The organism is Clostridium boliviensis, from assembly GCF_033342255.1.
Lineage (GTDB): Bacteria > Bacillota > Clostridia > Lachnospirales > Lachnospiraceae > Lacrimispora > Lacrimispora boliviensis.
On sequence record NZ_JAWONS010000133.1, the window covers coordinates 45,297 to 66,350 of the forward strand.

At 37.8% G+C, this 21,054-nt stretch carries 20 protein-coding genes; 12 read left to right on the plus strand and 8 right to left on the minus strand.

All coding sequences use genetic code 11. The annotated features are described in order from the left end of the window. The first annotated feature begins 8 nt into the window (after positions 1-8). The 5 genes from RZO55_RS09220 (at position 9) to RZO55_RS09240 (ending at position 7,212) form a co-directional block, all read left to right on the plus strand. Positions 9-860 (plus strand): class II fructose-bisphosphate aldolase, encoded by an 852-nt coding sequence (locus RZO55_RS09220; RefSeq protein ID WP_318063985.1) that lies wholly within the window; start codon positions 9-11, stop codon positions 858-860. Between the two features lie 77 nt (positions 861-937). After that, on the plus strand, positions 938-1,462 hold the full coding sequence (locus RZO55_RS09225; protein ID WP_318063986.1) for a hypothetical protein: 525 nt from the start codon (positions 938-940) through the stop codon (positions 1,460-1,462). Between the two features lie 248 nt (positions 1,463-1,710). Then, entirely contained in the window at positions 1,711-1,908 is a 198-nt protein-coding gene (locus tag RZO55_RS09230; RefSeq protein ID WP_318063987.1) for a plantaricin C family lantibiotic, read from the plus strand. Between the two features lie 74 nt (positions 1,909-1,982). After that, positions 1,983-5,093 carry a type 2 lanthipeptide synthetase LanM family protein gene (locus tag RZO55_RS09235; RefSeq protein ID WP_318063988.1) on the plus strand — a complete coding sequence of 1,037 codons (3,111 nt, stop codon included), beginning with the start codon at positions 1,983-1,985 and terminating at the stop codon, positions 5,091-5,093. Positions 5,094-5,097: 4 nt separating this feature from the next. Next, positions 5,098-7,212 (plus strand): peptidase domain-containing ABC transporter, encoded by a 2,115-nt coding sequence (locus tag RZO55_RS09240; RefSeq protein WP_318063989.1) that lies wholly within the window; start codon positions 5,098-5,100, stop codon positions 7,210-7,212. 144 nt (positions 7,213-7,356) lie between these two features. On the opposite strand, the gene RZO55_RS09245 is transcribed toward RZO55_RS09240, so the two are convergent. From RZO55_RS09245 to RZO55_RS09265, 5 genes are all read right to left on the minus strand, one after another. Next, positions 7,357-8,163 carry an ABC transporter permease gene (locus RZO55_RS09245; RefSeq protein WP_318063990.1) on the minus strand — a complete coding sequence of 269 codons (807 nt, stop codon included), beginning with the start codon at positions 8,161-8,163 and terminating at the stop codon, positions 7,357-7,359. A gap of 15 nt (positions 8,164-8,178) precedes the next feature. Further along, positions 8,179-8,952 carry an ABC transporter permease gene (locus tag RZO55_RS09250; protein WP_318063991.1) on the minus strand — a complete coding sequence of 258 codons (774 nt, stop codon included), beginning with the start codon at positions 8,950-8,952 and terminating at the stop codon, positions 8,179-8,181. Next, positions 8,945-9,856 (minus strand): ABC transporter ATP-binding protein, encoded by a 912-nt coding sequence (locus tag RZO55_RS09255; protein WP_439100045.1) that lies wholly within the window; start codon positions 9,854-9,856, stop codon positions 8,945-8,947. Before RZO55_RS09255 ends, RZO55_RS09250 begins: the two co-directional genes overlap by 8 nt. Positions 9,857-9,954: 98 nt before the next feature. After that, positions 9,955-10,887, minus strand: coding sequence for a sensor histidine kinase (locus RZO55_RS09260; protein ID WP_439100042.1), 933 nt, complete (start codon positions 10,885-10,887; stop codon positions 9,955-9,957). 1 nt (position 10,888) lies between these two features. After that, the gene (locus tag RZO55_RS09265) at positions 10,889-11,584 is read right to left on the minus strand and encodes a response regulator transcription factor (protein ID WP_318063993.1); all 696 of its coding nucleotides are present in this window, start codon (positions 11,582-11,584) and stop codon (positions 10,889-10,891) included. Between the two features lie 276 nt (positions 11,585-11,860). On the opposite strand from RZO55_RS09265, the gene RZO55_RS09270 reads away from it, so the two are divergent. After that, positions 11,861-12,259 (plus strand): accessory gene regulator B family protein, encoded by a 399-nt coding sequence (locus tag RZO55_RS09270; protein WP_318064139.1) that lies wholly within the window; start codon positions 11,861-11,863, stop codon positions 12,257-12,259. 149 nt (positions 12,260-12,408) lie between these two features. Here the strand turns inward: RZO55_RS09270 and RZO55_RS09275 are convergent, their stop codons facing one another. Continuing rightward, complete coding sequence (locus tag RZO55_RS09275; protein WP_318063994.1) at positions 12,409-12,987, minus strand: dipicolinate synthase subunit B; 579 nt, start codon at positions 12,985-12,987, stop codon at positions 12,409-12,411. 15 nt (positions 12,988-13,002) lie between these two features. Continuing rightward, positions 13,003-13,845 (minus strand): dipicolinate synthase subunit DpsA, encoded by an 843-nt coding sequence (dpsA, locus tag RZO55_RS09280; RefSeq protein WP_318063995.1) that lies wholly within the window; start codon positions 13,843-13,845, stop codon positions 13,003-13,005. A gap of 118 nt (positions 13,846-13,963) precedes the next feature. Here dpsA and dapA point away from each other — a divergent pair, with 118 nt between their 5' ends. Then, positions 13,964-14,857 (plus strand): 4-hydroxy-tetrahydrodipicolinate synthase, encoded by an 894-nt coding sequence (gene dapA / locus RZO55_RS09285; protein WP_318063996.1) that lies wholly within the window; start codon positions 13,964-13,966, stop codon positions 14,855-14,857. A gap of 159 nt (positions 14,858-15,016) precedes the next feature. After that, complete coding sequence (locus tag RZO55_RS09290) at positions 15,017-17,038, plus strand: methyl-accepting chemotaxis protein (protein WP_318063997.1); 2,022 nt, start codon at positions 15,017-15,019, stop codon at positions 17,036-17,038. Between the two features lie 72 nt (positions 17,039-17,110). Here RZO55_RS09290 and RZO55_RS09295 read toward each other — a convergent pair whose 3' ends face one another. Next, positions 17,111-17,353 carry an HPr family phosphocarrier protein gene (locus tag RZO55_RS09295; RefSeq protein ID WP_318063998.1) on the minus strand — a complete coding sequence of 81 codons (243 nt, stop codon included), beginning with the start codon at positions 17,351-17,353 and terminating at the stop codon, positions 17,111-17,113. Positions 17,354-17,539: 186 nt separating this feature from the next. On the opposite strand from RZO55_RS09295, the gene RZO55_RS09300 reads away from it, so the two are divergent. The 4 genes from RZO55_RS09300 (at position 17,540) to RZO55_RS09315 (ending at position 21,004) form a co-directional block, all read left to right on the plus strand. Continuing rightward, positions 17,540-18,508 (plus strand): AraC family transcriptional regulator, encoded by a 969-nt coding sequence (locus RZO55_RS09300; RefSeq protein WP_318063999.1) that lies wholly within the window; start codon positions 17,540-17,542, stop codon positions 18,506-18,508. Between the two features lie 93 nt (positions 18,509-18,601). Continuing rightward, the gene (locus RZO55_RS09305) at positions 18,602-19,006 is read left to right on the plus strand and encodes a hypothetical protein (RefSeq protein ID WP_318064000.1); all 405 of its coding nucleotides are present in this window, start codon (positions 18,602-18,604) and stop codon (positions 19,004-19,006) included. A 25-nt stretch (positions 19,007-19,031) separates the two neighbouring features. Further along, positions 19,032-19,952 carry a DUF2156 domain-containing protein gene (locus RZO55_RS09310; RefSeq protein ID WP_318064001.1) on the plus strand — a complete coding sequence of 307 codons (921 nt, stop codon included), beginning with the start codon at positions 19,032-19,034 and terminating at the stop codon, positions 19,950-19,952. Positions 19,953-19,954: 2 nt separating this feature from the next. After that, a complete protein-coding gene (locus RZO55_RS09315) occupies positions 19,955-21,004 on the plus strand; it encodes a GNAT family N-acetyltransferase (RefSeq protein ID WP_318064002.1) in 1,050 nt (349 codons plus the stop codon). Positions 21,005-21,054: the final 50 nt, after the last annotated feature.

Here is a 21,054-nt window from a genome sequence, read left to right on the forward strand (position 1 = left end):
GAGATAAAATGCCATTAGTTACTTCAAAAGATATGTTGCTGGATGCTCAGAAAGGGAATTATGCGGTTGGTGCCTTTAACGTGGAAAATATGGAGATGGTCATGGCAGTCGTGGAGGCTGCACAGGAGATGCAGTCACCTGTTATTTTACAGACAACGCCGTCTACGGCCAGATATGCTGGTCTGAACCTCTATTATGCCAATGTAAAAGCAGTGGCTGAGAGAGCGACAGTTCCGGTTGCACTTCATCTGGATCATGGCAGCAGCTTTGAACTGGCAGTTCAGGCATTGCGGGAAGGGTATACCTCTGTTATGATAGATGGCTCCCATCTGCCATGGGAGGAGAATAGCCGGTTAGTCAGACGTGTTGTGGATGCATGTCGCCCCTGCAGGGTACCGGTTGAAGCGGAATTAGGCTGCATCGGAGGGAAAGAGGATGATGTGGACAGCGGCGGAACCGGTCTCACCTCACCGGAACAGGCTGTGAAATTCGTAGAACAGACCGGTATTGACTTTCTTGCAGTAGCAATAGGAACTGCACATGGTGTCTATAAACGGAGCCCCAACATTCGGCTGGATCTTTTAAAAGAGATAAAAAAGAGAGTTTTTATCCCCCTGGTGCTTCATGGGACCTCTGGCTTAGAGGATGAGGTTGTGAGAAGCTGCATTCAGGAAGGAATCTGTAAGGTGAATTATGCCACGGATTTAAGAATTGCGTTTACTGATGGCATGAGGCGGATTCTCAGTGGGGACAAATCTGTCATAGATCCCAAGATTTATGGGAATATGGGAAAAGAGCTGGTAAAACGATATGTGCAGGATAAGATCTGGGTTTGTAAAAGCAGCGGGAGAGGGTTTTAAAAAAGAATAATTACCGGCACTGTTTATATAATGGTAGAAATAGAAGGAATCCAGATTGTTGCTGGTAAGGGGGATGCATGATATTATCTGATGATCGGATCCGTGAGGGGTATACAATCGAAGCGGTTGGCGAAGAGGACTTAGACCAGTACGTGGAATTAAGAAAAGAATTCTTGAAACCATTTGTGGATCAGTATTATGGCGGCTGGGTTGATGAGATACAGAGGATTATTGCAGACGACCTATTTCATAGAATGAGAAAAGATGCAAGTTTTTTAAGCGTCCGGATGAACGGAATAATCATAGGATATCTTACACATAAGGAACAACCGGACCAGATTACAGATGTCTCTGTTATCATGTCTGCGTCCGGCCGGGAGAGAGAACTGCTGGGAGAATATCTTGATTACATTACCTGCTTATCCGATCGGACTAAAAAACCAATCTTGTTAACGGTCTATCAGTCGTCCCCTCTTGCAGATCTTTACCGGAAACATGGATTTACTGTCTATGGTACATCCAGGACCCATTACCTTATGAGCTATAACATAGAAGATGCCAGTGGTTTGGGGGACTATAAAAAACGGATTTTTTCAAGATAAACATAAAGAATATATCACAATCATTAAATAAGTTCATGCGTTTGTAGAAATACAAGTGTATGAACTTATTTTATTTAGTTAGTACTGTGAGAGAACCAGCAGGAAAAGTTACACAAATGATAGGAAAAGTTACATTAAAAGAAAAAAGAGTTACATTTATGATATCATGCAAGCAACTTTAAAGAGTGATAAAGCTCAATTTAGAATAAGTACCTGCACTATTCTATCAAGAGGAAGGGGAATTTAATATGAATAATATGAGAAATGCAGTGAAAAGAATTAATTTTATTAATCCAGTTGGTAATGTTATGAAAGAAATGGAAGAGGCAGAATTAAACAGAGTTTCAGCAGGTGCCGGAGTACTGAGAATGTCTGGCGGTGTTGTATGTACAGCAACAGCAGAATGCTATTATGGCACTTATCTTAAAAGATGTTGTCCTAAATAAATTAATACATATTAACTATTAATTATTAATTAAGAATAGTGCAGGTATTTATTGTGAATTGAGGAGAAAATATTATGATGTCAATAAAGAGTTATTATATAAAAGAAAGAAAAATATTAGATGAAAAAAAGGGAAAAGAGGAGGTTATGGATTACTGGAGGAAGATATTAAAGGGTGTAGATATGCATATTTTCCCATCAGTATATGGAATTTCATTTAAGTCTATTTTGTTTCCGAAGTATACTGAACCTGTATTTACACAGGATATGACTCTTCTGAGTCAAATAATGATTTTATATAAAGAATACCAATCGGATCCTCTCGAAACGGTAACAATTCCGGTCGATAAAATGTTCTTTTCAAGTTTTTATAATCATTTTCTTCAATTTGGAGTATTTACGTTAAAAAAAGTATTTTCTGATTTACAGCCAAGTATTATAAAAAGCTATTCAAGGGCACTGCTAGATAAACTTGGAAGTGTTTCTTTAAGAACTTTAATATTTGAGATGTATATAAGTAAAGAAAGTGGACTTTTAGAGGGAAATCCATCTGAACAATATTTGCAATATAATGAAGATTATTTAAAAGATAAGAATTATATAGCAGAGCTTTTTCAGTTATATCCGGGTTTGGAACGGTTATTATTTGAGTCTATTTTAATTACTAATAAATGTTATATTTCTTTTTTTACACGACTGAATAACGATTGGAAAAAAATATGTAATAATTTTGAAATAAAGGACAAAAACTTAGTTGTTGAATCTTTAAAATCAGACACATCAGATTCTCATAATGGTGGAGAAACTGTATTTATCCTTGAACTTAAGAATAGGAATAAACTGGTATATAAATCCAGAAGCTTAAAAGCAGAGGTGTATTTGCAAAAAACCATAGAATTTATAAAACCCGGTCTTAAATATGATTTGGGAAAATTCAATATACTTGACTGTGAAAACTATGGTTGGGAAGAGTTTGTAGAAAGTGATTGCTGCAGAAGCCACGAACAGTTAAAACGATATTATTATAGATTTGGATCACTTATATTTATCAGCTATATTCTTAATGCAAATGATTTTCATGAGGAAAACTTAATTGCAAATGGCGAATATCCCAAAATCATAGATGCAGAAACTATTCTTGAGAATTGGAAAGCATCTGACCAGCTATATGCAAGAGATAACATAAATATCATGCTAAGACAATCGGTTTTGTCTTCGGGTCTTCTACCAAAGAAAAGGTTTGATAAGAAGGGGCAAGGAATTGACATGAGTGCAGTGGGAGGGCAGGGAGGAACGCTTTACCCATTCAAAATTCCACATATTGTTGTCGAATATACATCCAATATGCATCTTGAGTATAAAAATCCTGTGAAAGAGGAGCGGGATAATCTGGCCAGGTTAAATGATTTATTTGTGCCTGCTGCAGAATTTTCGGATGATATTGTGGAGGGATTTAGTGATGCATATACATATGCTTTTGCTAATAAGAATAGTTTGTGTGATCTATTAAATAGTTTTGGTGATTTAAAAGTGAGACACCTGATACAAGATACCCAAAAATATAGTATGATACTGCATCTGTCTTATCATCCTGATTTTCTTCAGGATTGTAAAGATAGAGAATTGTTTTTATGTTCTTTATACAAAGACTGTACGTCTGATAAATCGGAAGACATAATCAAACATGAAGTGGATGATATGCTTCATATGGATATACCGTATTTTACAGTTATGGCAAATGAGACTATGTTAAGAGATGGCAGGGGGCAGTGTATTGAAGATTACTTTTCTCATACAAGTATTGAATATGCATGCCATAAAGTAATGGAGTTGAGTGAAGCTGATTTGGAGAAACAGGTGATGTTTATAAACATTGCTTTGGATGATGTGGATAAAACAAATGAAAGGAACTCAAAGATTAAACATATTACTTCAAATAAATCTGTTTTGACATATGAGTCTGAATGCGAAGAAACAGTTAAAAAAATTGCTGATTACCTTATACGTAAAGCCGTGTGGGGAAAAAATAAAAAAGATATTAGCTGGGTCGATGTACTGCCTCTTGGTGATGATGATAGCTTCTCGTGGGATATACGACCTATTTCCGTTTACTTGTATGAAGGTCTGGCTGGTATTGCTATATTTTTTGCTGCTCTTAATAAAGTTTTTCAATGTGAAAAATATGAACAGGTTTTAAATGCAGTAGCAGAATCATTATTTCAATATACAGATAACTTATTGGAAGACAGACAGGATCTTAATGAGGAAGATAGTGGTATTTTTAATGGAGAGGCTGGTCTTGTTTATACATATTGCCTGTTATTTAAGATCACAAACAGTAAAATCTATTTAGAATATGCGGTCCGTCACGTAGATATTTTGGCAGCAGCTATTCAGAATGATAAAAAGTTTGATTTGGTATATGGAAATTCCGGAGCTGTAATCGCACTGGTTGAAATGTATGAAATAACAAATGATAAGTCTTATTTACTACTGGCACAGCAAGCTGGAGATATTTTGATAGTATCACAAAATCACAATGGGGGTTGGACCGGAAATCCTAAAATGTCTGCGCTTGCCGGAATGTCTCACGGAACCAGTGGAATCATTTATGCGCTGACAAGATTGTGGGAATATACACAAAATGAATATACGCTAAATGCCATAAAAAATGGATTGAAGTTCGAACAAACTCTATATGACCAGACGTATAAAAACTGGAAAGATGAGAGGCACTTTAAGGGAGAAAAAATTTCAGATAAAAACATCTATACAGTTGCATGGTGCCATGGTGCTCCAGGAATTTTATTGGGAAGAATTGGCATGTTAAGTAGTTTTAATGATGAGTGCAAAAAAATTATCTTACAGGATATACAAAATGCTATTGAAACTGTTTATGAAAATGGGATCAGTAATAATAATTGCTTATGCCATGGTAATATTGGGAATACAGAGATTATACAGGAATATTGTAAAAAAATTGGTGATATAAAATTAGAGACGGACATTAAAGAAATTAGAAAAGAAATTGTAGCAGGTATTGCTCAAGACGAATGTCTGGGGGTAAGCTCTCTATATGGTTATTGTTCAATAGGATTTATGAATGGAATGTCGGGGATTGGGTACTCGCTTCTTAGAGATTTATCGGGTGAATTGCCCTGCGTTTTAGCAGTTAATATGAGGTGATAATATGCCAAAAAAGAAAAAGGTTCCATTGATCAGACAATTAGGTACAACTGATTGTGGAATTTCATGTCTGACGATGATTTTTCAGTATTATGGTTGTAAATTTAATCAAAATGATATAAGAGCAAATTTAAATATTGGTCGTGATGGATTATCTTTGTCTGATATGAAATATATTGCAGAAGAATATGGATTTCAATTTACGGCCTATGAGGATTTTTTGGTAGAAGAAAATATCAGCGATAATTTACCGCTTATAATGTGCACAAAAAATAACCATTATTTTGTAGTAACACAGAAAAAGAAAAATAAATATGTTATAAATGATCCAGTTAATGGATTAAGGCATATGTCATTTCAGGATTTGTTAAATGAATGTGAACGATATATTATTAAAATTATACCAACAAAGGACATTAGAAAAAAGAGTAAACATGTTATAAGTTCATCTATTAAAATTAAATATTCTTCTGTTGTTTTTGCATTTATATTGACTCTATTAACTCAGTGTATTGTTTTGCTGCCTTCACTTACAATTCAAAAGATAGTAGACAAAATGGGAGAAGGTCCTGGCGTATATAAAACTCTTATATATTTTGGAATTGCATTCTTTATTATGATTGCTTTTTTTTGTGCGAATCTGTTGAAACAAAACATAATACTTCTGGTACAAAATAGTCTTTATAAAGAAACAATACATTATATGATTGATAAATTGTTTCATATTAATTTAAAATTTTATGAAAGTCATTCATCTGGTGACCTGCAATATAGATTTAACAGTGTAAACGACATCTATGATTTTGTTTCATCGTTACTTATATCAACTATTGTAGAAATAATAACAGGAATTATATGCGCTATTTTTATGATAGGACAATCATTTGTTTTATTTTTAATGACTTTAATAATAATTCTTCTTCAGTTAATCTATATTAGTTTGATTAAAAAAAAGTTAGATGAATTGGTTATGAACTATATGGCGGAGAGAAGTAAGCTTGAGGGAAAAATGGTAGATACTTTAGTAAATATCCAGCAGATCAGATGTATGAGATTAAGTGAGATATTAAATACGGGTCTTAAACATGATTACGATAAGGTGATAAATTTATTACGGAGAAAGAGCATTGCAGGAAATTTTCTTGAATCAGGTATTAATGCAATAGGTATCATAACTCCACTATTAATTTATATCTGTGGATCATACTTTGTCTCTCTAACAGAAATGACGATAGGGGGGCTTATTGCTTTTGTGACGTTATCATCATATTTTATGGCACCGTTTAATACGGTATCGATTGTAATTCCGCAGTTAGGTAACTTAAAAGAGACATTATTAAGAATGGAGGAATTCCTTACATATAATGAAAATGCTGTGAACGGACAGATATCAATACCACATTTCGAGCATCTAAAGCTCAAAGAACTCAGTTTTTCTTATGGTAACAGTAATAAAAAAGAATTATCTGATATTAACTTTGAATTAAGAGCAGGTGAACGTATTGCTATAGTAGGTACATCTGGAAGTGGAAAGTCAACACTATTAAAAATTATAATGAATGTTCTATTTAATTATGCAGGTAAAATCACTCTAAATGGAATTGATATAATTCAAATTAACAGAGATGATATCGACAGGATATTTACGATAGTTACGCAGACACCGGTTGCTTTTAGTGGTTCAATTAGGGATAATATAGACGTCCTGAATACCCTGTCTGATGATAAACTTAATAAAGCTGTCAGGGTTTCAGAAACACAGGACTTTATTCAAAGCTGTCCAATGGGTATTAATACTTTTATTGGGGAAAACGGCCAGAATATTTCAGGAGGACAAAAGCAGAGAATTGCAATAGCCAGGGCAGTAGCACTTGAACCAGAGGTCATAGTATTTGATGAGGCAACAAGTAATTTAGATACAATTACAGAAAAGAAAATTTATGAAAATATAAAGAATGAAGGTGTAAGTCAGATTGTAGTTACCCATCGCTTAAATACGATTCAGGATTTTGATAGGATATATGTGATCGAATCGGGAAAAATAATTGAGTCAGGAAAACATGAGGAATTATTGAGCAATAAATCATTGTATTATAGATTAATTAACTCTAAACCTTAGGTGAATGCCCTCATATAGGAGGTTATATTCTATATGAGGGCATTAGTCTGCTAATTCAAAAGATGAGGTACTACTACAAATGTTAAAATGCATAAGAGATACTTTCATAATGAAATCTCTCCTTATTGTTATATGGGCGATACTTTAGCTCTGGCTCTTTTGCCCTTGTCGTAAGAACTTATTGTTTTTTTTATTTTTTACTGTTTTATGAGGTGGGTTAGTGAATAAAATAATTTGGCTCGTGAGCAAAAGTACGACAGCCAAAGTTAAAATAGACATAAAAAGATTAGCAGGTTCAGCAGTGTTCATGTATATTCCTGTGTCAAACCGGATAACGGTTAGACCAGATAAAATCGGGTATATACTGCGAAGAGTGGCATTTTTAATAAACATAGAACTATATCCAAATAAAAAAGATATGATAACTCCTCCCATAAAGGCATCACGTTTTCGGCTTGTGAAAGTAATAATGGGAAGAACTGAAATAAATGTACAGAGTGCTATACCAGGCATCTGAATAAGACCTTTCAACAAAATAGTTGTACTTAAACCAGTAATGCCAGTTACTAATCCCACAATAATAGTTATTAAGAAACTATAAAAACCAAATAACACACTTAATATACTCATAGTAATCAGCTTACCTATAATAAGATTTTGAAAATTGATTGGAATTGTGAATATATTTTTAAGTGTATCATCTGTATATTCACGATTAATTAAATACCCCCCAATCAGTGTGAAGGTAACTGGCATAAAAATAGTTGCATTGTTCCAGATAGTATTATCTATCATTGCTGAGATATTAAAATTTTTTATCTGAGATTCGGGAGTAGAGACAGTTTGCGTAAAAACTGAGAGAATAGCTGGGAATGTCATTCCAATCATACCAATAAGCAGAATATGAAATCGTTTTAATTTTATAAACTCTGTTTTTATAATGCAGAACATGAAGAAGCTCCTTTCTTAATTTTCTCTGCTGTTGTAGATGCAAAACATTATATAAATACATGCAAATGCCTCCAGCAGAAGTACTAAAAAGCAAATGGGTGTAGATGCAAAATATTCGCTAAATCTGTGGTAAAAAGCAGTTTGTATATCTCCAACTGGATTATAAAACTGATATAACCATCTAAATATCATTGGGACAGGCATTAATGTGCCAGCGTTTAATCCAATGGGCTGCATCATTATCGCATCGCTGAAATGCATTACATAGTTTATAAGCGTATAAAAGAAAACAATGATAATAGAAAGCAAGTAGCTTTTATTAAACCAAACAACCAGAACAATGCATGGGAGGGCTGCGGCCCATATCAATATGCCGGTGGAAACAGTCAAAAAAAATTGGAAAAAAGGTTGAATAATGGGTATGTTTTGTACGATTGCAATTGCCGTACTGACAGCAAAACCAGTAATCTGAAATACAATTGAAAAAAACAATAAAACCAACAGCTTTGCAATCACCAGTTTTTTTGGTGGTATAGGAATACAAAGTAGATTTTTAAGAGTGTTATTATCCTGCTCCACAAAAAAAAGATTGGATGCCAAAATGATAAGCATAGGCATTAATAATAAAAAAGCATTGTCTTCTCTTACGCCAGATTGTATACTTGCAAAATTAGATTCCGATAACAGCGCAGAGTTAAAAACAGGAAAAATTATTGCAGCCAGTATACCAAATAAAAAGATTCTTCTTCTTTTAAATTTAATAAACTCTGCATGAAGAAGATTATGCAATTCCTTCACCTCCTGTTACTCGTTTAAAGTAATCTTCCAATGTATCTTCGCATGTATGTGCTTCTGAGACCTCTAATCCATTCTCTATGAAAGTTCGGTTTAATAAAGAAACAGATACTTTATCATCATATATACGAATGCTGTGGTTTCCTCCTACTATAAAGTTTACTGTTTTAAAGTCTTTTTCCAGTATTCTGGCGGCCTGAGCTGGATCAGATACTATAAAATTAATATATTTACTATTTTTATCTTCTAAAGCAGAAAGACTTTGTTCTTCCAGCAGAATTCCGTGATCAATAATTCCAATATCGTCTGCCAGTAAAGCTATTTCAGAAAGTATATGGCTTGATATTAGAATTGTTTTCTTTTTTACCTCGCATAGTTCACGTATAAAGGAACGGACTTCAGCAATTCCGATAGGATCAAGACCATTAATTGGTTCATCTAGTATCAGCAGCTCCGGATCGTGCATAATAGCAAGAGCAATAGCCAGGCGCTGTTTCATACCAAGTGAGTATTGACAGAACAACTTCTTATCATTGTAAGGTAACCCAACTACTTCTAAAGCATCTTCAATTGCTTTGCGTTTTGATACTCCTCTGAGAAGAGCAAAAATTTTCAAATTTTCCGTTCCTGTTAAATTTGGATAAAATCCGGGTGATTCTATCAGGCTTCCGATACGTGGTAAAATTTTTCTTTCGTTACCATATATGTTTTCACCAAATATCCGGATTTCCCCAGAAGTGGGATTAGATAAATTTAACAGCATTTTCATGGTTGTTGTTTTACCTGCCCCGTTTCTGCCAAGCAAACCGTAGATTCGCCCTTGTTTTACGTGTAGATTCAAGTTATCAACACTTTTTTGCTCTCCATAATGTTTAGAAAGATTTTTTGTTTCAATCATTAATTCATCCAAACCGTAAACCTCCTTTTTTAAAATTATACTAACACCCCAATCTTGCATTAACCTTGCCCTAACCTTGCATTAACCTTGTATTTGGCCTATGTGCTCTTAATCTCTATGGGAAAACGGACTATAAAAATGGTATAGTGATTTGGTTCACTCTCTGCGTCAATCATTCCATTCATCTTTTCCACCAGCTGCCTGACAATTGATAAACCTAACCCACTGCCTTTGTCAGAGCGCCCCTTATCGCACTTGTACAACCGTTCAAAAATGTGCTGCAGATCAGCAGCATCAATCCCGATTCCGTTGTCTTTTATGCGGACTGCAATATCGGTATCTTCTTTTTCCATTTGTATTTTTATTACGGAAGCCTGGCTGTGGCTGATAACATTTTGAACAAGGTTGTTTATAATTCGTTCATAACAGTCTGGATCTACATTTGTCAAAAAAGGCTTTTCGGGAATCTCTATTTCAAAATGAATCTGTTTCTCTTCAAAAATAGGAACCCAGTTTTTTAAGATATTACGTGTCAGCTCAGCAAGTTCAATCTGCACTGGTGATAAAGTAAATTCACTGGAATTTAATTTAAACCAGTCAAATAGTACATCAATATAATTTTTTAGATCATGAGCTTTTAATCTTGCTGTTTCAATATAATTTTCTTGATCTTCCGGGGAGGCTACGCCCCTGTGTATTGCGTCTAAATATCCGATCAGAGTAGTTAGGGGTGTTCTTACATCATGAGAAAGGCTGGTCATAAGCTGCCGGTTCGCTTCGTCCGCTGATCTGAACTGATAAATTTGTTCCTCATAGTTATAAACAATTTCATTTAATTTATAGGAGAGCTCTGCAGTCAGTTCATTGCTGGCAGCCAGAATTTTCCGGTTTCCATTACCACTTACGATATCTGATAAAGCCATTGCCATTTCCTGTAATTGTTTCCTGATATTAATTAATTTTGCAAAAAAAATTCCGCAAAGAAATAATGATATGCATAGAATTAAAACTAGAGTATACGTCAGTGTCACTTTATACCTCCCTGTTAAACCGGTAACCGATACCTTTTACTGTCTGAATATACATTGGCGATCCTGAATCAGGTTCTATTTTTTTTCTAAGACGACTTATAATAGCCATAATATTGCTGTCATCGTATACATAATCTTCACCCCAGACTTCTTCGTATATCTGCTGTTTGGTTAATATTTTTCCCTGATTTTTTGCACAGAAAAGTAAAATATCAAACTCTTTTGGAGGTAATTCAAATGTACCATTTTTAGTAGTAACACTTCGGTTATCAATATCAATGATCAAATCTTTATAGGTAAGTGGCTGTGATGTGTCGCCCGTAACATTAAAACGGGTGTATCTGCGGATCAGTGAGATTATTCGGGCGATTAATTCTTCCATATTAAAAGGCTTTGTTAAATAGTCATCAGCACCGGAACGGAGACCGAAGATTTTTGATGCGTTGTCGTTTTTGGACGTCAGCATGAGAACCGGAATGCTGCTTATATGTCGTATTTTCTCAAGAATCTGAAAGCCATCCATTCCAGGTATCATTACATCCAGGATAATAAGCTGATACTCTTTTTTTTCAAGAATAACTAGTCCGTCCAGACCTGAGTAACAGTAATCTGCAATTATATTTTCTTTTGAAACACTCTGCTTGATTAAAGAACACAATTCTTTATCATCATCAATTACTAAAATATTATAGTTCATATTTTGTCCCCCTGACCTTATGGTTTTTCATTTTTAGTGTAAGCTTTGAAACGAATAATTTCAAGAGAATTAAATTTTGATAATAATGTTGACTTAAACAAATATAATTTACTGCAGATAAATATCTCCTATTTTTTCTTGATTATGTCATTTTTGCAAAAAAAAATGTTAAAATATAATTGCTGTATCTAATCAGTTATTTAATTTAGGGGGGCTAACATGATTAATAATGAAGGGCGAAAAATGGATTTGAGACTGGGCTGGAAATGATATTTTATTCCAGTCAGAACCTATGCAGGTGGTTTGCATATGACAAATTTCTGGTCTTGTTTTTTGCTTTCCTGTTTGATTCAGGTTGGGGTATTAATGCTTTTCGAAATGGTTTGTATACCACTCGTGGTCTCATGGCTGCTTATTGCAATTTCAATGATCATGCTTTTGGTGATTGCACCTGTTCCAACTATTAACAGGCAAATAGATGATTTAGAAAGCAGGTACATGAGTAAAAAATTAAAATTAGTTTTTATACTCATTATATTACTAAATATGATTTTAACTTATCTTTCTTATGTAAATTATCTTTCATTAATTGCAATAACTATGATAGTGGTTTTATTCTCAGCAATTGCAGGAAAAATAAAATATTACTATGAATTGAGTAAAAACAAGATTTGATAATTACCCTAATAGTTTAACACAGTTCTTTTCTGTGTCTTACTATTAGGGTATTGTTTTTAAAGGCTTTTTGCCAATAGTTGTGGTTTCCATATCCCGACCTTTTTTCTATGATGTACTGTGAAGTATCCGGGTACGGAATCGGTTGATTAGATGATTACCGGCTGAATCTGTTTCCCTTCCAGCGCATATTCCAGTGTCTTACAGATCAGATCTGTGCGGGCAATCATAGAATTTGGCTTCTTAATCGGATTATCCTGGCCAAAGGGTACAAAATAGATGTTTTTAACATTGTAAAGAGTACCAATATTTTTAAAATTCATACCAAGTGCATCATTGGTGGAAAGGGAGATAACCAGGGGCCTTTCGTTTCTTAAATGAGCTTTTGCAGCCATAAGCACCGGAGAGTCGGTGATTCCGTTAGCCAGCTTTGCCAGTGTGTTGCCGGTGCAGGGGGCAATAAGAAGGATATCCAGATATCCTTTGGGACCGATTGGTTCTGCATCCTCCAGCCGGAGTATAGGCTTGTTGCCTGCTATCTCCGTAATCCGGTCAATATATTCTTTTGTGCTGCCAAACCGGGAATCAGTGGTCTGGACGTTGGAAGAAAAAACAGGGTAGATATCTGCGCCCTCATCAGCAAGGACTTTTATTTCTTCTTCTATTTTGTCAAAAGTACAAAAGGACCCGGTAATCGCCAGGCCTACTTTCTTTCCTTCCAGTTTCATATAACACTCCTTTGCCTAAACAGTTTCAGATAAACAGGTGAGAATCGCTTCATACAGAATTTTAGCCGAGGTTTCGGGAGCATAGATTCCAGGGAGACCGAGGCAGAGTTTTGCGCGGATTCCCTGCTGCCTGCAGGCTTCAAAGTCCACACCGCCAGGGGCGGAAGCAATATCGATAATGGTTGCTGTCCGCGCTGCCAAAGAGACCAGTTCCTCAGGAATAACCAGCGCGGGTATGGTATTGAAGATAAAGTCGTATCTGCCTATTTCCTTTTCTAAATCGCAAAGCAAGACAGTCTGAAAACCCATGGATGAAGCGAGGGCCAGCTGGTTTGCTTTTCTTCCAGCAATGGTGATTGTAAGATCAAGCCCTTTCAGCTTCAGAGCCAGTGTTCTGGCACATCTTCCAAAGCCGGTAATCAGGCATTTGCTTTGATGGAGACATCCGGGGCTTAACCGAATGGCCTCGGCAATGGCGCCTTCTGCAGTTGCTATGGTATTTTTTATGGTTACATCTTCCATATCCATATAGTCGAAGCAGCCTATTTCATTTTTTCTGGCATATTCTTTTACGTAAGACGGAATGCTGCCTCCAAACAGGATATGATTGGAGGTGAGATGGCTTAAGAGATCGCCGATTCCAAGGTTGCTTATAACATGCTCAGAAGACAGGCTGATTTTATCCCTGGTAAATGGAATAGGGCAGAGAATAATATCGCAGTTTTCCATGGCTTCCTTCAGAGAGAAGTCCGGATCGTCTCCGCCAGAATGAAGAACATTAAAAAAGCCGTTTTCAGATAAAATGCGGCTTAAATAAAGCTGTCTTGAGTCGCCGCCTAATAGAAGAAATTTATGCATACGGTCATCACTCCTTATACTGGTTTATATGATTAAAAAAAATGATTTGTGTATGGTACCAACCGGGAATGTTTGTCATATTTGTTTAGTATGAACCTATTTTTGGGAATGAGTGTTTATGAATAATGGGATTTTTAAAGGCTCTGCTGCAGCCATTGTTACCCCTATGGATAAACAAGGCGGTCTGGACCTTACAGTAATGGAACGGCTGCTGAAATTCCAGCTGGAGAATGGTACCGATGCGATTGTAGTAAACGGAACAACAGGTGAATCCTCGACTCTGCAGGAAAAGGAAAAGCTGGAACTGCTGGAATTCGTGATACATTATGTAAATCACAGAGTTCCGGTTATTATGGGAACAGGAAGCAATTCAACGTCCTGTTCTGTCCGGCTTTCCAGAAAGGCACAATCGTTGGGAGCATCGGCGCTTTTGCTGGTTACACCATACTATAATAAGACATCCCAGCACGGACTGGTGGAGCATTTTAATACCATAGCGGACCGCGTGGATATACCGGTGATCTTATACAACGTCCCCACGCGTACAGGAGTTAATATTGAACCAGAAACTTATTTAAAGCTTTCAGAACACCCCAACATCAGAGCTGTAAAGGAGGCCGGAGGAAATATCTCTCACATTGCAAAGATAGCAGCTCTCTGCGGGGACCGGCTGGACCTTTATTCCGGAAATGATGATCAGACGGTTCCGGTTATGTCTCTTGGAGGAAAGGGTGTGATTTCCGTTCTGGCAAATATCATGCCTTACGAGATGCATACCATGTGTGAGCTGTTTTTTAAGGGAGAGATAAAAAAAAGCAGGGATATGCAGCTGGAACTGCTGCGGATCATGAATGCCATGTTTATGGATGTGAACCCTGTTCCTGTTAAGGCTGCCTTATCCATACTGGGGTTGTGTGAGGAAAAATACAGGCTGCCTCTGGTTCCGTTAAAAGAATCGGATAAAGAAAAACTGAGGGAAATTATGGATTTATATTTTCCGATGCAGACATAATAAAATAAAGCGGGGCGTTAAGCGGATTTGAAACGGCCCCGCTTTTATTTCTTTCTAATATTAACCAAATTCTTTATTTTATTAATTGATATTCTTTGCGGTTGCTATCCAGAAATCTCCATGCTATATTAGGAATAATTATGGGGAGAAAGGATGTCTATGATAAACAAGAGAAAAAAACGCATATTTACAAAGCTGCTCTTCGGGATTTCCATGCCAGTTATCATCATTTTAATCTTATCAGGATTACTGATTACCACGCAGGTGGGAAAAAGTATGGAACACCAGTCTATGGAAAATCTTAATTCGGCTTCCTTAGCGGCAGCAAATCAGGTGGACTCGTTTCTGACTTTTTATCTGGCGGAGATGAAGAGTGCGGCTGCAAGCCAGCAGGTGGAAACGTATTTAAAGAATGCCACTGGAAAAGTCCGGCTTCCTGATAGTGAAGGATATCCGGAAATTCGGAAAACCCTGGATAAGCTGCAGGCAACGGATAAGGACAATATTCTTGCTGCATGGATTGCAGATCTGGATCTCAGTCAGGTCACGCAGTCTGATAACTTCACATCTGAAGACGGCTGGGATATCTCAAGCAGGCCCTGGTACCGCGCCATGGAGCTGGATCACCCGATACTGACAGAACCATATGTGGATGCAAGCACAGGACAGGTGATTGTCAGTGCTGTCTGCGGAGTTTATGATGGCAGTACAGGAAAACCACTGGGTGTAATGGGACTGGATATTAAATTGTCCCAGCTTGTTACGATCATGGGCAATTACCGGATCGGAACAGACGGATTTGTAGTACTTGCTACAGAGGGCGGACAAATTGTATATCATCCGAATAATGACATGATTCAGAAGAATGTCACGGAAGTGGATGTGTCTGAGAATATAAAACAGGCCATAACCACGCAGGCAGCAGGAAGCTATAAGTACACCATGAATCAGAAAGAGTATTTTGGGGCCGTAAACCGGGTGGGGGACTCCGGGTGGCTTGTACTTTCCAGTATTCCAAAGTCAGAAGTGCTTGCTTCCCGTATGGCTGTGACCACTACAATTACAGCAGTATTTTTTCTGGGTTCAGCGCTGCTGGTATTATTAATTGTTCTCATTTCCAAGGGCATGACAAAACCGCTTAGAAAACTGTCTCATGTTGCAGAACAGATTGCAGAAGGCAAATTGGATCTCGCCATGGAAAACTTTGATAATGACGAAATCGGTATGGTTGCTTCTTCTTTAGGCAATACCGTATTGCAGCTGAAAGATTATGTAAACTATATCGATGAGATTACTTCGGTTCTCAATCAAATTGCAGACAGAAATCTTGCCTTCCAGCTGGAATATGATTACAAAGGGAATTTTGAAAAGGTAAAGAGTGCCCTGCTTAAGATCCGGACAACCTTAACCGCGACGATGGAGCGGATCATATCTGCATCAGAACAGGTGGCTTACGGATCACAGAACATATCCGGCAGTGCACAGTCTCTTGCCCAGGGAGCAACGGAGCAGGCCAGCGCTGTTGAGGAACTGGCAGCTACCATCAATGATATCTCACATAACATTGATAAGAATGCACAGGATTCTACCAGTGCCAATGAGCAGGCGGTTAATGCAGCCAATGAACTGGAAATAAGCAGCAGGCATATGGAAGCCCTGGTTAATGCCATGGAGGAAATCAGTGAAAATTCCGCTCAGATCAGCAAGATTATAAAGACCATTGAGGATATCGCCTTCCAGACTAATATTCTGGCGCTGAATGCAGCTGTGGAAGCAGCCCGGGCAGGAGAAGCGGGAAAAGGCTTTGCAGTTGTAGCAGATGAAGTCCGCAACTTAGCTTCTAAAAGCTCGGAAGCAGCGCAGAATACCACACATCTGATTGAAAGTTCCATTCAGTCTGTTATGAATGGTTCCAGCCTGGTAAAGGAGGCGGCAGAGTCCTTATCAACAGCAGTAGCTGGCACCCGTTCCGTATCCGGAATGATTGAACGGATTTCACAAGCCTCCGTCAGACAATCGGAAGCGATCCGCCAGGTTACGGTAGGGATTGATCAGATTTCAGCAGTGGTGCAGACGAATTCCGCAACTGCGGAGGAAAGTGCTGCAGCCAGCAAAGAGTTGTCTGATATGGCAAATGTGTTAAAAGAACTGGTAGAAGAATTTAAATTAAATCATCAATAAAATAAATATGAGGCTGTTAAACCAATCAATTAAGATTCGGTTTCGCGGCCTCTTTTTGTTATTATGTATTGGTTATGCAGTTTTTTGATCTACCAGAAATTCGGATATGGATTCCAGAACTTCGTCATGGTGGTTGTTGTAAATAATCAGTTCCAGATCGGTGTCGGAACAGATGGTCATGATACCCAGAAAGGATTTGGCATCTATGATAATACTGCCTCGGCAAATGTCCATATCACATTCAAATTTACTTACTGTTTTTACGAATGCAGTTGCTTCTTCAATGTTTGTTAAACGTATTGGATATCTTTTCATATGTCCCACCTCTTGCGTTTTGTGATAATTGTATTAAAATGAATACATCACTAGATTATAGGATTCATTTTAAAAATAAACTATGTCCAATTTTGTATAAAAACCGTCTTTTCTTGCAAACAATGTGGAAAAGGTGTTATAATAATTGGGGGGAAGGTCATGTGAGGCTGCCGTTTGGAGGTAAAAATGGATAGAAAACTTCTGAAATTTTTAAGGAATACATCGGAAGAAAAAAACGGTATTATCAAAGATGCATCTTCAATTGTGTCATACTATTTAAAAGAGCCGGGAAGCAATGTGGTAGATAAAGATAAGCTTATTGAACCGGGAAGACTGATGAGCCTTTACTGTCAGCCGCCTCATATAGCAATTCCGGACCACAGTCATAATTATGTGGAGTTGGTTTATATGTACAACGGTTCCACAACCCAGGTAATTAATAAAACCAGACGAATTAAGCTGGAGACCTACGATCTTCTTCTTTTAAGGCAGGGAACCAGTCATGCCATAGAACCAGCCGGCGAGGATGACATCGCAGTTCATTTTTTCCTCTTACCGGAATTTTTTTCCCATCCGTCGTTAATCACAGAGGATGGAAGTATTTTAAGACATTTTATTGCAGGTGCTGTATTAGGAAATCATTCGGTAGCCGATTATCTGCATTTCCGGCTTCAGGATATTCTTCCTGCCAGGAATCTTCTGGAGAATATGATCTGGTCCCTGATGGTGGGGAAAAAGTGCAGGCAGGAGATCAATCAGGTGACGATGTCTATGCTGGTAATGGAGCTGCTTCATGACGCAGATGAGATAAAATCATACGATACGGTCCGGTATGAAGAGCAGATTGCATTAACTGCGCACAAGTATCTGGAGAATAATTATTCCACGGCGACACTGGAGGAATTTTGTTTAACGGTCATGCAGCCGACCTATTATGTAAGCCGTCTGTTTAAGCGTTATTATCAGATGACTTTTACCGAATGCCTGCAGCTCATCCGGCTTTGCAGGGCAGCCAATTGTCTGACTGCATCCTGCAAACCTGTGGAAGAAATTATACAGGAAATCGGATATGAAAACAGCAGTTATTTTCATCGGCTGTTTAAAGAACGCTATGGTTTGACGCCAAAGCAGTACCGGGATAAATCCAGGGATTAATTCTGAAAAGATTATGAAATATGTGCTCATAACATTGACTTTGGCTGGATAGGTTATTATAGTTAAGGCAAAGAAAAGGGGCGATAACAAAGCATGAATCAAATGAAAGATCAGTTTATAAGATTTATGACCGGAAGATATGGCGCCGATAAGCTGGGACGGTTTTTAACGGCAGCAGCATTTGTACTATTTATAGCTGGTCTGTTAATAAGGGGTTCCTGGTTGGATTTTATAGCGGCGGCAGTCCTTGCGGTAAGCTACTATCGTATGTTTTCAAGAAATATCAGGAGACGTTTTGAAGAAAATCAAAAGTTTGAACGGCTTTGCTTTTCTGTTGCGGAAGCTTTTCGCAGATGGCGTTTCCGGCTGCAGCAGGCAGTGAAGTTTCATATATATAAGTGCCCTGACTGCGGACAGAAAATCAGGATACCAAGAGGAAAAGGAAAGATAAAAATTCATTGTCCCAAGTGTAATGCTGATTTTATTAAGAAAAGCTAGTGATAAAATATAGAAGGGAATAATTATGAGTTTACAATTTAAGCCGATCGAGGCGATCGATGTTGAAAAGATGGCTCCATTTTACGCCTTACGGCCAAATAAGACCTGTGACAGTGTGTATCTGGATTGTTTTATCTGGAGAGAGTACTATCATGTGAAATACGCAATCAGTGATAACAAGGCGCTTCAGTTTTTAATGGAAAAGGATGGCCAGCCATTTACAGCCATGCCGATGTGCAGGGAAGAAGATCTTCCTTATTATTTTAACGAAATGGTGGATTATTTTAATAAAGTATTAAACAAGCCCCTTCGGATCTCTCTGGCGGATGAAGCAGCTATTCAGTATTTAAATCTGGATCCCGGCCAGTTTGAGGTAAAAGAAGTAGAGGATTTAAAGGATTATCTTTATAGTGCCGAAGCATTAAGGACATTATCCGGGAAAAAGCTTCATAAAAAGAAGAATCATCTGAATTCCTTTTTAAAGGAATATGACGGAAGATACGAATACCGGACGCTGTGCTGCTCAGACAGGGACAGTGTAGTGGAGTTCTTAAATGAATGGTGGGAGAATAAGGTTGAGGCTGCGGAATTTGCCCGTCAGCTGGATTACGAAGTTATGGGTATTCACAGTATCTTAAAGAACTGCGCCTTTTTAAATGTAAGAATGTCAGGCGTATTTATAGACGGTGTATTAAAGGCCTTCACTATAGGAAGCTACAACCCATTTGAAAAAATGGCAGTCATTCATATTGAAAAGGCCGATCCTAATGTAAAAGGTCTCTATCAGTTTATTAACCAGCAGTTTATCACACATGCATATCCGGAAGAGTTACTACTGGTGAACCGGGAAGACGATGTGGGCATGGAAGGCTTAAGAAGAGCGAAGATGTCCTATTATCCAATTGATTTTGCAAGAAAATACGCGGTAGTACAGAAGGGTTTCTAACTATGGTACGGTATTTGAAGCAGGAAGAAAAAAGTGAAAGCCGGGCATTATGGGAAAATGTTTTTTCAGAAGATTCCAAGAGCTTTCTGGATTATTATTATTCGGACAGAGTCCGGAAGAATAAAATATTAACCGCATGGAGCGCAGATCATTTAGCTGCAATGCTTCATCGGAATCCTTATGATGTGGTGGTAAAGGACCGCATATGGAAGGTGGATTATATTGCTGGAGTTGCTACGGATCCGGCATTCAGGCACCAGGGCTATATGAAAAGGCTGTTAAACCGGTGCTTTTTGGATATGTATATGGAACGTATGGAATTTTCCTTTCTGGTTCCGGCTAATCCTGCTATCTATCATCCCTTTGATTTTACCTATATCTGTGATCTGCCGGAACGTGTGCTCAATGAAAAAGGCAGGACCCAGTTAAGCCGCCGTGCGTTTATGGAACGGTCGGATGACAGCAGAGAGGCTGCCAGATTTGTAGGCCGTCAGCTGGAAAAGAAGTATGAGGTATATGCTCACAGAGATGAGGAGTATTACCGGAATTTATGCAGAGAGGTAAGAAGCGACAGAGGAGATATGCTCTTTTTGTTTACCAGAGATGAGAGGGAGCGGCTGGCAGGTGTCTGGGCTTATTACGGAGAACTTGCTCAAACACAGAGAGAACTAATTGTTCTTGATGATTATGTGAAGGAAGTCGGCAGCTTAAGACCTGCTGTTATGGGCCGCATCATTCATCTGGAGCAGTTTGTAAAAGTGATCCGGCTGAAAGAAGACTGCCCAGTCAGCGAGATGGAGCTGTTTATTGAAGTAAAGGATGAGTTTATACGGCAGAACAGCGGTGTATTTCTCTGGAAACTTAAAAAAGACGGTTCTGATATGACCCCGGTATCTGAGAATAATAAAATAAAACCTCATCTGTCCATGGGAATCAGTGAACTGACTTCCTGGCTTTTCGGATACGGAAAGCCGGAGGTGCCGGAAAACCGTCAATCAATGGTTGAACGGATCAGACCTTTAGATGGTGTATATTTTGATGAAATAACCTGATTTTTCTTTACTGGAGATCAGTTTGGGGCGGATTCAGCTGAATCCGCCCT

Coding starts and splice junctions, on each gene's coding strand:
- RZO55_RS09220 (WP_318063985.1), top strand. CDS start 9: ATGCCATTAGTTACTTCAAAAGATATGTTGCTGGATGCTCAGAAAGGG.
- RZO55_RS09225 (WP_318063986.1), top strand. CDS start 938: ATGATATTATCTGATGATCGGATCCGTGAGGGGTATACAATCGAAGCG.
- RZO55_RS09230 (WP_318063987.1), top strand. CDS start 1,711: ATGAATAATATGAGAAATGCAGTGAAAAGAATTAATTTTATTAATCCA.
- RZO55_RS09235 (WP_318063988.1), top strand. CDS start 1,983: ATGATGTCAATAAAGAGTTATTATATAAAAGAAAGAAAAATATTAGAT.
- RZO55_RS09240 (WP_318063989.1), top strand. CDS start 5,098: ATGCCAAAAAAGAAAAAGGTTCCATTGATCAGACAATTAGGTACAACT.
- RZO55_RS09245 (WP_318063990.1), bottom strand. CDS start 8,163: ATGTTCTGCATTATAAAAACAGAGTTTATAAAATTAAAACGATTTCAT.
- RZO55_RS09255 (WP_439100045.1), bottom strand. CDS start 9,856: ATGATTGAAACAAAAAATCTTTCTAAACATTATGGAGAGCAAAAAAGT.
- RZO55_RS09265 (WP_318063993.1), bottom strand. CDS start 11,584: ATGAACTATAATATTTTAGTAATTGATGATGATAAAGAATTGTGTTCT.
- RZO55_RS09275 (WP_318063994.1), bottom strand. CDS start 12,987: ATGAAACTGGAAGGAAAGAAAGTAGGCCTGGCGATTACCGGGTCCTTT.
- dpsA (WP_318063995.1), bottom strand. CDS start 13,845: ATGCATAAATTTCTTCTATTAGGCGGCGACTCAAGACAGCTTTATTTA.
- dapA (WP_318063996.1), top strand. CDS start 13,964: ATGAATAATGGGATTTTTAAAGGCTCTGCTGCAGCCATTGTTACCCCT.
- RZO55_RS09290 (WP_318063997.1), top strand. CDS start 15,017: ATGATAAACAAGAGAAAAAAACGCATATTTACAAAGCTGCTCTTCGGG.
- RZO55_RS09295 (WP_318063998.1), bottom strand. CDS start 17,353: ATGAAAAGATATCCAATACGTTTAACAAACATTGAAGAAGCAACTGCA.
- RZO55_RS09300 (WP_318063999.1), top strand. CDS start 17,540: ATGGATAGAAAACTTCTGAAATTTTTAAGGAATACATCGGAAGAAAAA.
- RZO55_RS09305 (WP_318064000.1), top strand. CDS start 18,602: ATGAATCAAATGAAAGATCAGTTTATAAGATTTATGACCGGAAGATAT.
- RZO55_RS09310 (WP_318064001.1), top strand. CDS start 19,032: ATGAGTTTACAATTTAAGCCGATCGAGGCGATCGATGTTGAAAAGATG.
- RZO55_RS09315 (WP_318064002.1), top strand. CDS start 19,955: ATGGTACGGTATTTGAAGCAGGAAGAAAAAAGTGAAAGCCGGGCATTA.